This window comes from Chryseobacterium sp. GW823-FHT05E08 (assembly GCF_058795655.1).
This window is the reverse complement of the sequence record NZ_JBXAHY010000001.1, coordinates 148,836-163,232: the sequence shown is the minus strand read 5'-3', so window position 1 is coordinate 163,232 and position 14,397 is coordinate 148,836. Positions and strand designations below refer to the sequence as shown.

General features: G+C 33.0%; 17 protein-coding genes. 6 read left to right on the top strand and 11 right to left on the bottom strand.

Translation table 11 applies throughout. The features are described from left to right. Positions 1–32: 32 nt before the first annotated feature. The 3 genes from AC1Q7L_RS00745 to AC1Q7L_RS00735 form a co-directional block, all read right to left on the bottom strand. Complete coding sequence (locus AC1Q7L_RS00745) at positions 33–635, bottom strand: hypothetical protein (RefSeq protein ID WP_410691015.1); 603 nt, start codon at positions 633–635, stop codon at positions 33–35. Between the two features lie 85 nt (positions 636–720). Continuing rightward, positions 721–1,215, bottom strand: a complete 495-nt coding sequence (locus AC1Q7L_RS00740) for an RNA polymerase sigma factor (protein ID WP_492305825.1) — start codon at positions 1,213–1,215, stop codon at positions 721–723. Positions 1,216–1,464: 249 nt separating this feature from the next. Continuing rightward, a complete protein-coding gene (locus AC1Q7L_RS00735; protein WP_492305826.1) occupies positions 1,465–3,093 on the bottom strand; it encodes an NADP-dependent glyceraldehyde-3-phosphate dehydrogenase in 1,629 nt (542 codons plus the stop codon). 384 nt (positions 3,094–3,477) lie between these two features. Here AC1Q7L_RS00735 and tpx point away from each other — a divergent pair, with 384 nt between their 5' ends. After that, positions 3,478–4,050, top strand: coding sequence for a thiol peroxidase (tpx, locus tag AC1Q7L_RS00730; RefSeq protein WP_492305827.1), 573 nt, complete (start codon positions 3,478–3,480; stop codon positions 4,048–4,050). A gap of 82 nt (positions 4,051–4,132) precedes the next feature. Then, positions 4,133–4,309: a bacteriocin-like protein gene (locus AC1Q7L_RS00725; RefSeq protein ID WP_492305828.1), complete on the top strand. Its 177-nt coding sequence runs from the start codon at positions 4,133–4,135 to the stop codon at positions 4,307–4,309. Between the two features lie 59 nt (positions 4,310–4,368). Here AC1Q7L_RS00725 and AC1Q7L_RS00720 read toward each other — a convergent pair whose 3' ends face one another. Next, entirely contained in the window at positions 4,369–4,971 is a 603-nt protein-coding gene (locus AC1Q7L_RS00720; protein ID WP_492305829.1) for a TonB-dependent receptor plug domain-containing protein, read from the bottom strand. A 205-nt stretch (positions 4,972–5,176) separates the two neighbouring features. Further along, on the bottom strand, positions 5,177–5,890 hold the full coding sequence (locus tag AC1Q7L_RS00715) for a DUF6261 family protein (RefSeq protein ID WP_492305830.1): 714 nt from the start codon (positions 5,888–5,890) through the stop codon (positions 5,177–5,179). A 392-nt stretch (positions 5,891–6,282) separates the two neighbouring features. Between AC1Q7L_RS00715 and AC1Q7L_RS00710 the strand changes: the two genes are divergently transcribed. Next, complete coding sequence (locus AC1Q7L_RS00710) at positions 6,283–7,452, top strand: DUF4062 domain-containing protein (RefSeq protein WP_492305831.1); 1,170 nt, start codon at positions 6,283–6,285, stop codon at positions 7,450–7,452. Between the two features lie 13 nt (positions 7,453–7,465). Here the strand turns inward: AC1Q7L_RS00710 and AC1Q7L_RS00705 are convergent, their stop codons facing one another. The 4 genes from AC1Q7L_RS00705 to AC1Q7L_RS00690 all read right to left on the bottom strand — a co-directional run bounded on the left by AC1Q7L_RS00705 (position 7,466) and on the right by AC1Q7L_RS00690 (position 10,087). After that, complete coding sequence (locus AC1Q7L_RS00705) at positions 7,466–8,224, bottom strand: Rossmann-fold NAD(P)-binding domain-containing protein (RefSeq protein ID WP_492305832.1); 759 nt, start codon at positions 8,222–8,224, stop codon at positions 7,466–7,468. 197 nt (positions 8,225–8,421) lie between these two features. Continuing rightward, complete coding sequence (locus AC1Q7L_RS00700) at positions 8,422–9,435, bottom strand: cytochrome-c peroxidase (protein ID WP_492305833.1); 1,014 nt, start codon at positions 9,433–9,435, stop codon at positions 8,422–8,424. A 27-nt stretch (positions 9,436–9,462) separates the two neighbouring features. Beyond that, a complete protein-coding gene (locus tag AC1Q7L_RS00695) occupies positions 9,463–9,762 on the bottom strand; it encodes a type II toxin-antitoxin system RelE/ParE family toxin (RefSeq protein ID WP_492305834.1) in 300 nt (99 codons plus the stop codon). After that, complete coding sequence (locus tag AC1Q7L_RS00690; RefSeq protein ID WP_492305835.1) at positions 9,746–10,087, bottom strand: hypothetical protein; 342 nt, start codon at positions 10,085–10,087, stop codon at positions 9,746–9,748. The genes AC1Q7L_RS00695 and AC1Q7L_RS00690 overlap by 17 nt, the downstream gene beginning before the upstream one ends. A gap of 238 nt (positions 10,088–10,325) precedes the next feature. Here AC1Q7L_RS00690 and AC1Q7L_RS00685 point away from each other — a divergent pair, with 238 nt between their 5' ends. Genes AC1Q7L_RS00685 through AC1Q7L_RS00675 form a run of 3 tightly spaced genes read left to right on the top strand, consistent with a single transcriptional unit; the run spans position 10,326 to position 11,632 of the window. Further along, on the top strand, positions 10,326–10,628 hold the full coding sequence (locus AC1Q7L_RS00685; RefSeq protein WP_492305836.1) for a hypothetical protein: 303 nt from the start codon (positions 10,326–10,328) through the stop codon (positions 10,626–10,628). A 15-nt stretch (positions 10,629–10,643) separates the two neighbouring features. After that, the gene (locus tag AC1Q7L_RS00680) at positions 10,644–11,258 is read left to right on the top strand and encodes a hypothetical protein (RefSeq protein WP_492305837.1); all 615 of its coding nucleotides are present in this window, start codon (positions 10,644–10,646) and stop codon (positions 11,256–11,258) included. Beyond that, positions 11,255–11,632, top strand: coding sequence for a Het-E N-terminal domain-containing protein (locus tag AC1Q7L_RS00675; protein WP_492305838.1), 378 nt, complete (start codon positions 11,255–11,257; stop codon positions 11,630–11,632). Before AC1Q7L_RS00680 ends, AC1Q7L_RS00675 begins: the two co-directional genes overlap by 4 nt. Before the next feature lie 41 nt (positions 11,633–11,673). On the opposite strand, the gene hutU is transcribed toward AC1Q7L_RS00675, so the two are convergent. Beyond that, on the bottom strand, positions 11,674–13,659 hold the full coding sequence (gene hutU / locus AC1Q7L_RS00670; protein WP_492305839.1) for a urocanate hydratase: 1,986 nt from the start codon (positions 13,657–13,659) through the stop codon (positions 11,674–11,676). 114 nt (positions 13,660–13,773) lie between these two features. Then, on the bottom strand, positions 13,774–14,244 hold the full coding sequence (locus AC1Q7L_RS00665; RefSeq protein ID WP_492305840.1) for a hypothetical protein: 471 nt from the start codon (positions 14,242–14,244) through the stop codon (positions 13,774–13,776). Between the last annotated feature and the right edge of the window lie 153 nt (positions 14,245–14,397).

Below are 14,397 nucleotides of genomic sequence, written 5' to 3'. Positions count from 1 at the left end.
GTTTCGGCGGGCTTTCAGCCCGCCGAAACTATTTATTGATTCAATTCCTTCAAAAGATTCTCAATTTTTGTGATATGCTTACCGTAAAAATATTTGAACCACCAATTTCCTACGAGATATAACATGAATAATCCAACTGAAACAGATCCGATAAGTGTTGTGGCAATCTGCATATCCGATAAAGGCTGTGGATAAGGAATACATTCAATAACGATAATCAATTCACAAACCAAAAACGGTACAAAACTCAGATAAAATGAAACATAATACTGCTTATTTAGATTTAACTGATACAGAAGATCCTTCAAAGAATCATAAGTTTTCAACATTGGGCTTCCCATTTCTTTATATAATTTGAAAAATTTACTAAAGAAAAAAAATGTCACTATAGCCATTGAAGCCAATAATATGGTGATATAAAATTTAAATTTAAACGGTGCTTCAGGAATTGGGATCCAAACAACCATAAATCCGAAAATAAATATTCCGATGGTAGATAAAAATTCCATTCTCATATTTTTGCGCATTTTTTCCAGCGGAAGATTGATTTTATTCTTCTGTTCAATGCTTATTTCGGGAGTTTCTTCAAAAATGTCATCTTCATTCCATGCATTTTTTAGTTCGTCTATATTCATAATGAGTTATTTTTTGGTTAATGAGTTACGAGATGCGAAGGTTACAAATTCAAGTCAAATTCGGATCCCGAATATCGCAACTCGTCTATTTTGAATTTAAGATATCTTTCAGTTTATTTTTGGCGCGGTTCATTTTCACTCTTACATTTACCTCGGAAATACCCATTTGCTCGGCAATTTGTTTACCTGAGAAATCTTCCAGATAATAGAAAATAAAAGCTTTATCGATTGGATTTAACTGATTGATTGCTTTATACATTTCAGCCAGCTTTTCTTCCTTATCATGATCATATTCATCCTGAATAATCTTGTAATTGGAAAAATCTTCATTAGCAATAAAACTTCTTTTTTTCTCTGATTTTAAGAAAATAATTGCGGTGTTGAGGGCAATTCTGTACAGCCAGGTTGAAAACTCACTTTCACCTCTGAAATTTGAATAAGCTTTCCAGACCTGATAGGTAATCTCCTGAAAAAGATCGTCGCGATCGTCTTTTTCATCCATATACATTTTAGAAATCTTGAAAATGATTCCTTTATGTTTTTCAATTTTATCTAAAAATTCCTTTTCTAATGAGGTCATGGCTTTTTACTCTATAGAGTTAGTTCAGTTTTGAAAATAATGTTACAGTTTTTTTGAAAATTAATAAAAAAAGCCCGACAGAAAGTATTCTATCGGACTTTTATTTATCGTACAAAAGGTTTATTTATCTAATTTGTCATTCCGTAGGAATCTAAACTTAGCTTTTAAACATCATAATTGAGATTCCTACGGAATGACAAAGATAATGTCGTATTTTTCAAAACATTGAACATATTAGACAACATTATTTTAAAAAATATAATCTGTGCTTAAAAAATTAGAATCATGTTCTCTTACAATCGTATTCAGTAATTTTTTATTGGAATCCGTTAATTTTGCAGCCACCAAAGATCGGATTGAGAACGAACGAAGCGCATCAAAAACCGAAAGCGTACCTTCTGCACTGTCTTTTCTTCCTGTAAATGGAAAAACATCGGGGCCACGCTGAGCCTGACAATTGATATTAACACGGCTCACCAAATTCACAAAAGGGTCAATTAATTTTGAAACTTCTAACGGATCTTCGCTGAAAATACTCACCTGCATTCCATGATCGGCATTTACCTGATACTCGATCGGCTCATCGATCTCTTCAAAAGGAACAACAGGAATTACCGGACCAAATTGTTCTTCATGATACAGTTTCATATCGCTGTTCACAGGATAAACAACAGCCGGAAATACGAAAGATTCTTCGTTGTAACCTCCGTTTTCATTTAAAACTTTCGCTCCTTTTGCTAAAGCATCATCGATACATTCTTTTAAATAAGGAGGCTTATTTACTTCCGGAAGTGGTGTGATTTTCACATCTTTTTCCCATGGAAGTCCGGCTTTTAAAGCTGAAACAGCAGCCGTTAATTTTTGAGTAAATTCTTCTGCAACATCTTTTTGAACAAATATCAACTTAAGCGCCGTACAACGTTGACCGTTAAATGAAAGTGCCCCTAAAATACATTCGCTCACCGCAACATTAAGATCAGCATTTTTAGTAACAATCGCTGCATTTTTTGCATCTAAACTTAAAATAGCCCTTAAACGATTCACCTTTGGATGCAATTTTTTCAACCCGTTGGCGACTTTACTTGAACCAATGAAAGCCAAAACATTAATTTTTCCGCTTTCCATGATTGGGGTGATGATCTCTGAACCTTTTCCGTACAAAGTATTTACCGTTCCTTTTGGGAAAGCTTCCTTGAAAGCATTTAATAATGGATAATGCGCCAAAACGCCATGTTTAGGAAGTTTAAACAAGATTGTATTTCCCATAATCAAAGCAGGAATCAATGTTGTGAAAATTTCATTTAAAGGATAATTAAATGGCCCCATACTCAACACAACGCCAAGCGGAGCCCTTCTGATTTGAGCGATCGTTCCTTCTGCCTGTTGAAAACGTGAAGATTCACGATCCAAATCTTTTAAAGCATCGATGGTTTGATTGATATAATCTACGGTTCTGTCGAATTCTTTGGTGGAATCTGGTAATGTTTTTCCGATTTCCCACATTAATAACTTAATGATCAGATCTCGTTGTTCAATCATTAAGTACACAAACTTCTGCATACATTTGATACGACCTTCAACCGACATTGTCGGCCATTCTCCAAGACCGTTGTCGTAGGCTTTTACAGAAGCTTCTAGAACTTCCATCGCTTCTTTCGGGCCGATATTCGGAATGCTTCCCAAAAGCTTTCTTTCCAAACCGTTTTCGGTGCGAATACAGATGGGTGAATAAATATTGGTGACTTCTCCGTTCCACTCTACAAGTTCGCCATTGAGAAGATAGGTTCGTTGGTGAATTTCGGGAACTTTATATTCTTCGGGAATTTCGTTTTCGCTTTTAAAAATTTCGTGAAATGATGCGTTATTTGCTGAATCCATAAATCTTTTTATTTGTTTAATAATTTGAGTGTAAAATTTGAATAGAATAAAGGTAGATGTAAAATTTGATTTTAAAAAGAGGAGATTAATAGATTTGCTCTATTTATAGGGTGTTTGAATTAAAATTAATGTTTAACGTTTTAAAAAAGAATAAATTTGCTTATAACTTGTCAGAATTATTTTTAACCACAAAAGAGACAAAAGTTCATTTAAGCTAATTTAAGTACGGATAGAAGAGCACATAAGTTTTGAAAATCTAAGATTTTCATTTTGTAAACTTTTATTTTCAATGTGTTTAACTTTAAAATATTCAACTTATCTAAATGTTCAAGGGCTTTTGCGCCTTTTGTGGTTAAAAAATTAAACATCTAAAAAAAATAAATTATGTTTTCAAAATTAATTTTCAGTACGGTATTATTTTTCTCTGTGTTGAGTTTTGCTCAAAATGCCAAAACGGCAAACACCGTTTTAATGGGAGGAAAACCTGTTCATACGTATGCTAAATTACCCTCAGTAAATAAAGTAGCGCCAAAATTTACGCTTACAGACGTTACGATGAAAGATCAAACTCTTGATTCTTACAAAGGAAAATACATGATTTTAAATATTTTCCCGAGTGTAGATACGGGTGTTTGTTCGGCTTCTGTGCGTCATTTTAATGAAGATGCGGCGAATATTCCGAACACGGTTGTTCTTTGTATTTCTAAAGATCTGCCTTTTGCTCAAAAAAGATTTTGTGGTGCGGAGGGTATCAAAAATGTTGTAATGCTTTCGGATTTCCGTTCTGATTTCGGAAAAATTTACGGTGTAGAAATTACGGATTCTGTGATGAAAGGTCTTTTAAGCAGAGCGGTTGTCGTGATCGATCCTTCAGGAAAGATTGTTTATGAAGAGCAGGTTGCTGATATTTCGCATGAACCGAATTATGAAGCAGCGATTAAAGCGGTGAAAAATTAAAATTTTCTTAAAATTTAAAAATATAATTCTTCATTTAGGGAATATTGTTATATTTGGAATTCAAACAAATTAAACAATTACTATGAAAAATTTGAAAAAAATTTCAAGAGAGCAACTAAAAACAGTAAAAGGAGCAGGTCCAAATCCTCAATGTCCAGTTGGTTACATATACAAATGCGAAGCTGTGGGAGTATGTGATGAAGTTTCAGGTCTGGAAGACTGTCTATGTGGATGTAAACCACGAGTAGTAAATCCTTAATATAATTTAAACCCTCTTTTTAGAGGGTTTTTTATTTTTTTAGAAGGTTATCAAAGTCCTCATTCTAATTTCTTCTTTTTGAATTTCTTTTTAGTTGTAATAATAATGACTCCATTCTGAGCTGGAGCACCGTATAACGCTGTTGCGGAAGCACCTTTCAGAACATTTACTGTTTTTATTGAATTAGAATCGAATGCTTCAAAATCCTTTAAACTAATTACTTTACCATCCATTACCACCAAAGCTTTCTGGTCGTTTCTTACACCTGAACTTATACCACCAACCGTCATCTGTCGTCTGCTTAAAGTATCTTTTGGCTGATTAATGACTACTCCCGGCACTTTATTTATCATTACATTAGGCTTATTTTCCTGTGCCTGTAAAGAAACAAATCCTCCCGTTGTCAGAATAAAACCCACTGCAAACTTCACAAAAATTGAATTGATATAAGAATATTGCAAATTTCTATTGAGTTGCGAATCATAAAAATTACCGCAAATATCTTTGTCTGCGGCGTTAGAAATAACCTCAATAATTTCATCATCCGAAGCAACGGTAAAATCCCGAACAGTTTTAGAACAGACAGAACAAAATCTTCCTTTTTCCGCGGGGGTCATTGTTTCCCAGTTTTCATGACATGGTTTTGATATAGTGATCTTCATAAGAGCTTTTTATATATAGATGCGGGATTGAGGGAAAAGGTTGGAAACTATATAGTAATAATATAATGCTTCGACTCCGCTCAGCATGACATTTCTAATACTAACTGCTTACTATAGCGTAACTTTTTAGCGATGTCATGCTGAGCGGAGTCGAAGCATTATTTCAATTTAAAGAAAAACTCAGCATTACGCTGAGTTTAATAATTTACATTTTCTTATCTGATGAATTTCCCTCTTTAGTTTTAGCTATAGACGAATTTTTCGCAGCCTTCACAAGTTCGTTGGTGTCGGCGTAGAAAAGTTCCCAATCCGGAACATCTTTCATTACAGTCACCAGATTGATATAAGCTTTTAGTATCTTTTCGAGATCTTTGCGGATAGCTGAAGCACTTTTCATCTGGCGGAGTTCACCGTTGGCTTCTGCCTGTTCTGCAAACAGAATTTCAAAAGCTTTATGCTTAGACTTCATATCTTCATAAGCAGTATTCAGGGAAAGATTGGCTATTTTCTCCATATTTTCAGGACGTTCTAAGGTTTCAAGCAGCTTTTTCATCTGAGCTGTTTGGGAGGAATAACTTAAACGGTCAAGATCCAACCCAAAAGTTTTGAATACTCCATACAGATCTTTCGCCAACTGATAATTAGCCATTGAAGAAAGTTTTCGGTAACCATTCAGGAATGCCTTCATACTGCTGTAAGCGACATCTCTTTCATGATCTAGGGTAGCGACATCTTGTCCTTTTCCGCTGTAGACCTGTTTGGTATATACACTGTCATACTCGGTGTATGAGTTCTGTAAAACCGAAAGTAAAGGATGATTGGTAATCACAGCATATTTTCCTGATTGAGAATTTGAAATAATTCTTTGAGCTAAAGTCGCAAGATCTTTAGTACTTAGCCTTGCTAATGTAATTTTCATACGTAGATTGTGTTTTTATTATTAATTATGGAACAATTTCTATGTTTCAAATATAAAAATTTTGTATTTAATGACAAACAGTATTATTGGAAACAAAAACAATTTGTATTTGGTCGCAAACAGTATTGTTTTTCCTAAATGTATTTTGTATTTGATTATAAACGCTATTGTTTGGGTCTAATGTAATTTGTGTTTGGTTACGAATAAGGCTATTTTAAAGCTTTGTAAAAAGTATTTAAATTGTAAATAGCGATTGTGTCGGCTGGAAGGCTTTGAATTATGGGAAACCGTAATCACAAATTGGTTTAGATATTTATATTTGATGAACTTTAGAATATAAATTATATGCCTTATATTTGAGAGTATAAACTATTAACCTATAATTTTCAATAATGAATAATCTTAATATTTTCATTAGCTCAACTTGCTATGATCTATCACATCTGAGAGCCAATATTAGTGATTTTATAAAAGACTCCGGTCACAATCCTATTTTATCAGAATATAATAGCTTTCCTGTTTCCCCTGATTTAACAGCAGTAGAAAATTGCATTAAAAACGTTAAAGACAACGCCGATATACTTGTATTAATTGTTGGAAGTAGATATGGAAGTATTATAGACAGTGGAAAATCAATAACTAATACTGAATTCTTAACCGCTAAACAAAAAGGAATTCCAATTTTTTGCTTTATTGATAAAAGTATTTTGACTACGCTAAGTATATGGAAGGATAATAAAGATGCTGATTTTTCAAAAATAGTTGATAATAATAAAATATTTGAATTCATTGATGATATTAGATCCAAGAGAAATTTATGGGTATTTCCATTTGAACAATCTAGAGAGATTATAGAAACATTAAAGAATCAATTATCTTATTTATTTAAAGATAGTTTAAAAGTTAAAAATATATTTGATAAAAATATTGATGACTTCTTTAAAATTAATCTTAGTGAAAAATGTTTAAAAATACTTATTGAAAAACAAGATTACTACGAACTTGAATTTCTATATCAAACATTTATAGATGAAATTGAAAAAAAGGAATTTCTAAAAAATGACATTGAGTATTCAATTTTAATAGAACCTAAGTATTTCATTAATGATCTAAATGAATTATCAAAATGGGGTTCAAATCGTTTAAAGTCAGTAATGAGTATAACAAATAATTTGACAAACTTATTTCCTGTCATAGATAAATTTGTCAATGAAAATGGTAAACCCTCTGATATCAAAGGATTGTATTATGTGTCAGTAAAATACTCACAAATATTTGAACAATTAATTAATTGGATGATTGATGTGAAGAGTACTTATGTTATTGAGGAGTTTTCAGAATTAAAAGTTTATCTAGCTGATATGGCTTCTCATGTTGTTGAGCAACTTTGGGACTACCCTTTTGATATAAAACGTAAGTTAGATAATATTAAAGAACAGAATTTATTAGATAATAATACTATAAATAAATTAGATCTAAATTTAAAGTTAGAAATAAATAAAAAAGCCCAACTACTGTTTACTAATAAACTAGCTGAGATAAATAAAAACCTGCCACATTAGCAGGTTTTATCAGTTACAAATGAAAATACCTCGGATCCGGATATTCAAATTCAAAATCCAACTCTGCAATTAATTTTGCAGGTGATATTGTTCTGCCTTTTGTAGTACGTTCTCCCGAATACGGCAAATCTTTCTGAGCATTGATGATTTCTTCTTTATTAGGATGAACAGGCGCCACCACATTATACACTTTGGATTGAGATTGGTTGTTCAGCATTTTTTCAACGACCGAACAAATATCAGCGTAATGAATATGGTTCACCAACAGATCCAAATTGGAAATATTATAATTCTTCAACAATCGCTGATCTCCCATTAATCCAGCCAATCTCAAGATATTGACATGAGGGAATATATTTTTTATGACACTCTCACTCGGAACCTCATCCGCAGATCGATCGTCTTCTGTAAATTCTTTTTCAGTCTCGGGATAAACTCCGGTAGAACTCATCAAAAAGAGCTGACCTTTGTAATCTCCAAGGAATGTCAACAAGTTCTGAGCTTTTTCCTGCAACGGAATTTCCGCACCTCTTACTCCGGCAAAAGGGACTGTAATAATCACGGCATCCAATTGTGGTGCAACTTCCCATTCTGTCATGGTTCCGGATAGATCATTCGGAAAATCAACCAATGTGGTGTGACATCCTTTTGAAGTTAGATCTTCTATTTTAGATGGAGAAGTGGTAGTTACGAAAATTTCATACTGACCGGATAATCTCTCCGCAATATGACCGCCTAGCCAGCCACAACCTATAATTCCTATTTTTTTCATTGTTTAATTTATTTGTTTAAACACAAATGACTCTAATGTTTTCACTAATAACACTAATTAAAGATTCGTGAAAATTTGTGAACTCATTTGTGATATTAGCGTTTTTATTTAAACACAAATGGCTCTAATATTTTTCACAAATAACACTAATTAAAGATTTGTGAAAATTTGTGAACTCATTTGTGATATTAGTGTTCTTACTTATTAATTTTTTGATATTCTCTATTTGAAACCATCACAGAATCATTAAGCGTTCTCAAAAAAGCCAACAAATTTTCTTTCTGTTTTGGATTAAAAACAATCGGATTTTGAAGTTCTTTTGCTAATGTTGGGCTTTTTTCTATGCCTTTTTCATAATGTTCCAACACTTCATTCAGCGTTTGAAATCTGCCGTCATGCATATAAGGATAAGTATAAGAAAGATTTCTGAGGCTTGGAATTTTGAACATCAGTTTATCTTCCGATTCCATTGTTTTATTCCATTTTCCGTAGTCTTTGAGTTCGGGGTTGATGGGAAGTCCATTGTTTGCAAACTCATAACTGGAAAACAAAGGCTCGGTATGACACGAACTACAATTGTTTTTGAATAATTGATATCCATTCGCTTCCGACTCAGTGAATTTTGCTTTGCCCTGCTTTACTTTATCATATTTAGAATTAGCAGAAACAATCGTCAATTGAAACTGCGAAAGTGATCTCATAATCCGCTCCGTTGTTGCTAAACTGTCACCAAAACTTCTGTAGAAAAGCGTTTTATATTCTTTTGATTTATTAAGTTTTCGGACAAGAACATTAATATCCTCCCCCATTTCTTTAGGATGATTGATTGGCGCCAAAGCCTGAACATCAATATTCACAACCGAGCCATCCCACATAAATTTCTTCTGCCAAGCAAGATTGAATATCGCGGGTGAATTTCGGTCTCCTATTCCATCCTCAATTCCTTTGCTTAAACCATTTCCTGCATGGGAAAAGGCTTGGTTTGAATTATGACAGGAAGAACACGAAACCATATTATTTCTCGATAAAATTGGGTCATAAAATAGTTTTCTGCCCAATTCTATTTTAGCACGTTTCAACGGATTCGCCTTAAAATCATACAACGGCTTCGGAAAATAGGACGGATACACCAACGGAATTTCCTGAAGGCTGTAAAATGCCATCAATAGTAATAATGAAAGAATTCCGAGAGGTTTGAGTTTTGAATACACGATAAGTTGAGTTCTTCTGTTTTGAATTTATATTGTCACAGATTTATAATTTTCATCTGGATCTTGGAAGTTTTGGAGAATTCTGTGAACCGTAAGCGTATCTTCATTCAAACTATAAATCATCGTATTGTGTTTAGTGATTAAAACTTTGTGATAAATGGTATCTTCATATTTTTGGAAAACTGCAACTCTATCTATTATAAGCTTAATGCAATGATCTAGTTTTAAATTAAAATCTTCCAAAACCTTATCATTCCATTTATTTAAAAGATAATCTTCAATTTCATCTAAATCATCAAAAGATTGCTTACTAAATTGGATTTTCATTTCTGTAATTTTCTAATCTTTTTTTAGATCTTTCCTTTACCTCTTCATAGCTGTAAACACGCCCGTTTCTAATATCTTCTTCCGATTTTTTCAAAGATTCCAGAATTTCTTCTTTAGTTTCATTTCTCCACTGCTTCACTTCTATTGTTTTTGAAATCACTAAAAGCTCCTCCGGTGTAAATCTTTTTTCTTTCAGTTTTTTGAAAAAAGTAGGTTTTTTAATTCCGGATTTCTCAATGATATAAGACATTTTGAAAGGAGAATTTTTTAAAATCTCATCGATATTATTTTGGATTTCGATGAATTTTTCTATTTCTGCTATCATTATTTTATGTTTTTTGTATCGATTTATGATACAAATATAGGAAATATATGGTTTATTTCAATTACATTTTAGATTTAAACAAATCACTTTATTTACAACCTATATCATAACTTTTTAAAATTAATGCTGTTTGTTTTTATTTGGATGGAAATTCAATAATTCCGTATTTCTACGGAATTATATATTAGGATCGTTTTATATATTTGATAGTCAATATTTAAATTAGCATTTTCTAAAAATGCAAGTATTAAAAAGAATTCTAATAAAAAATGTTATAGTAAAGATGGAATATGATTATATTATAGTACAAAGTGTATTAACTAATGAAAGGGGGAAACATGGTCCAATTCATATAAAACCTCTTCCGAATCAAGACCCTTATTTAGAGACAATGTTTGTACAATGTTCAAAAGTATTATCAACAGACTTTCCTGTTGGAACAAAATTCAAGATAAGAGCAAAGATAATTACTCCAACAAATGGAAATCGGCCTTTTGCATCAAGCCATTATACTTGGCCTTTTGAGGTAATTAAAGATTAATTAATACTATAATTTATGGACAACTTTGAAAATAATTTCAAAATTGATGGTACTGGGAATATTATTGTTAGTAATATTGATGGTTCAATAATTACCATAAACCCAAACAATTCTGATGAAATACGAAAAACTCTAATTGAATTTGGGGGTGACTTAAAAAAAGTTCCATTGGAAGTTATTAAAATTCTAGAAGAAAATCAAAAGAATAATAAAATGGAAATTGATGCAAATGTTTATTTAACTACATTAGCAGAGTTAGGAAGTTCACATCGAAAATTAAAGTTTGGATTAACAATAACTAATTTGACTAAAGAGCATAGATATTTTAATCAACCAACATTTAAAGTCTTTCCAAAGTTTGATTTAGGTGAGGGCATGTCACACGATACATTTGTAATGATGCATTTAGAAGAAGAATTAAGTCTTCCAAAACGACTTGAATATGGCGAGCCATTTCATATGAGTTTTGAGATTTCTAAAGGCTTTATTGACATGTGTGAAAAATCATTAGAAAAAGATAGAGATGCCTATATACAAGCATTTATATCAACCACAGTAGGTGAATTATATGAATCTAGAAAATTTCGATTTGAAAAAATTTTTGAACAATTAAATTGGTTAAAAAAATGATAGACTATTCAATTATTACCACAGATACAATTTCAACATTACAACCTTTTTTAGAATTAGGTGGAAAAGAAATAATAAAAACTATAGCTAAAGATGCTTGGGAAAAAATTAAAACCATTTTCTCTAATGAAGATGAGATTGCTGTAGTTGAAGCTTTTGAGATTGCCCCAGAAGAACAATTAAATAAAGATAGATTTCATGAACTACTTGAAATTAAATTAAAAAGTGATGAAGAATTTAAGGTATCTATTATGGAATTGATTAAAAAAATTAAAGAATCCCCTAATTATTCAAGTATAATTAATCAAAATGGCAATAATAACATTTCTGTTTCTGGAAAAATTAACAATTCTAAAATAAATATTGGAAAATAAAAAACCTGCCTCACAGCAGGTTTTTCCATATCTAAAAAGTTTTAAAACAAATTCTCATCCACAAAATTCGGCAACGTCACTTTCAAATTCGGTTCCATTTCCATTGCTCTTTTGATGGCGAAAACGGCACCTTCATTTCTAGCCCAGCTTCTTCTTGAAATTCCGTTGTTAACGTCCCAGAAAAGCATTGATTTTAATCTTCTGTCGGCATCATCGCTTCCATCAAGCAACATTCCGAAGCCACCGTTGATTACTTCTCCCCAGCCAACTCCGCCTCCATTGTGAATAGAAACCCAGGTTGCCCCACGGAAACTGTCACCAATCACATTTTGAATCGCCATATCTGCCGTAAATCTTGAACCATCATAAATATTGGAAGTCTCTCTATAAGGCGAATCCGTTCCCGAAACATCGTGATGATCTCTTCCTAAAACCACTGCTCCGATCTCACCGTTTTTGATGGCTTTATTGAAGGCTTCTGCAATTTTCATTCTTCCTTCTGCATCAGCGTATAAAATTCTTGCTTGAGAACCAACAACCAATTTATTTTCCTGCGCACCTTTGATCCACTGAATATTATCTTTCATCTGCTGCTGAATTTCTTCAGGAGATGTTTTAATCATTTCTTCTAAAACCTGACAGGCAATATCATCCGTTTTCTGTAAATCTTCCGGATTTCCGCTTGTGCAAACCCAACGGAATGGTCCAAAACCATAATCGAAACACATCGGTCCCATAATGTCCTGAACATAACTTGGATATTTAAATTCTTTTCCAATTGTCGGATTTTCTGACATCACATCAGCTCCGGCTCTTGAAGCTTCCAATAAAAAGGCATTTCCGTAATCGAAGAAATAGGTTCCTTTTTCTGTATGTTTATTGATTGCTGCCGCGTGTCTTCTTAATGTTTCCTGAACTTTTTCTTTGAATAATTCAGGATCTTCGGCCATCATTTTGTTTGATTCTTCAAAACTTTGTCCCGCAGGATAATAACCTCCAGCCCAAGGATTATGAAGTGAGGTCTGGTCTGAACCAATATCAATTCTTAAATTTTCCTGATCAAATTTTTCCCAAACCTCAACGATATTTCCAAGATAAGCCAACGAAACAGTTTCGTTATTTTCCTGAGCTTTTTTCACTCTTTCTACCAATTCATCTAGATTTTCATGAACTTCATTGATCCATTTTTGATCATGACGAATTTTTGTAATCTTCGGATTTACCTCAGCACAAACCGTTACACAACCTGCAATATTTCCTGCTTTTGGCTGAGCACCACTCATTCCACCTAAGCCCGAAGTAATGAAAAGTCCGCCTTTAGGTTCTTTATTGATTTTTCTGAAAGCATTTAAAACCGTAATCGTCGTTCCGTGAACGATTCCTTGTGGGCCGATGTACATATAACTTCCAGCCGTCATTTGTCCGTACTGTGAAACACCCAAAGCATTGAATTTCTCCCAATCATCCGGCTTAGAATAGTTTGGAATCATCATTCCGTTCGTCACAACAACTCTTGGAGCGTCTTTGTGAGAAGGAAATAACCCCATCGGATGCCCTGAATACATTGTCAACGTCTGTTCATCCGTCATTTCAGACAGATATTTCATTGTTAAAAGATATTGAGCCCAGTTTGAGAAAACAGCTCCATTTCCACCGTACGTAATTAATTCGTGAGGATGTTGAGCCACCGCATAATCCAGATTATTCTGAATCATCAACATAATTGATTTCGCCTGCTCAGATTTTCCGGGATATTCTGAGATTGGTCTTGCCTTCATTTCGTAATCCGGACGAAAACGATACATGTAAATTCTACCGTATTTTTCCAGTTCTTCTTTAAATTCAGGCAGTAATTCTGCATGAAACTGAGGTTCGAAATAACGTAAAGCATTTTTTAAGGCTAATTTTTTCTCTTCTTCACCTAAAATTTCTTTACGCTTCGGCGCATGGTTTATATTGGTTTCGTATGGTTTTATCTGAGGTAATTGATTTGGAATCCCCTGCTGTATTTGTTCTTGGAAAGTCATATTGTTATATAAAGTTCTGAGTTTAGTTTGAAAGTCTTAAAGATATTCAAATTAGAAAATACAATGCAACTAAACGGTAAAAATTCCGATTAGCGAAAATTCAAAGAAAAAAAATTAGCGTATAAGAGTATAAATTAAAGCACCAATTCCGGCATAAGCAACAACAGTAATAATATCAGCTATCGGTTGTGAAAAGCGTTTTTCCTTAATTTTCTCGGCATTAATCTGGTTCTTATGGAATTTCAGAGTTTTTTTAGCATTATGAACCGGATGTACAACCAGACTATCGCTTTCCCACTTGTCAACTATTACTTTATAAGTCTTGCCATCAACCTCAATTTTAACATTTTTGTTAGGTGTAAGTTTCTCCTGCACATTAATCGGAATAGGCGTTTGTTGCGCGTTCGGGTTTTGGGATCCAGCTGTTGTACTTGTCATTTGCGGAGAAGTATTATTAGGAAGAGTTGTATTCCTTTTAGGGTCCTGCTTATTGTCTATCGCTGTATCAACAGGTTTTTTAATCTGATAAGTATAGCAACTAATAAGAGAAAATGATATAATGATAAGATAAAGATTCTTTCGCATGAGCCAAATTTAAGAATTAAACGTAATATTCAGTATTTTCTTTTGAAAGATCCTGTTAAAAATTAACTTTTTTACATTTAAATTGTAAGGTAGATGTTCTACAAAGTTCCTAGGGATGGGAATTTCGTTGATTTGGGCTAGGGTTTCTTTCAT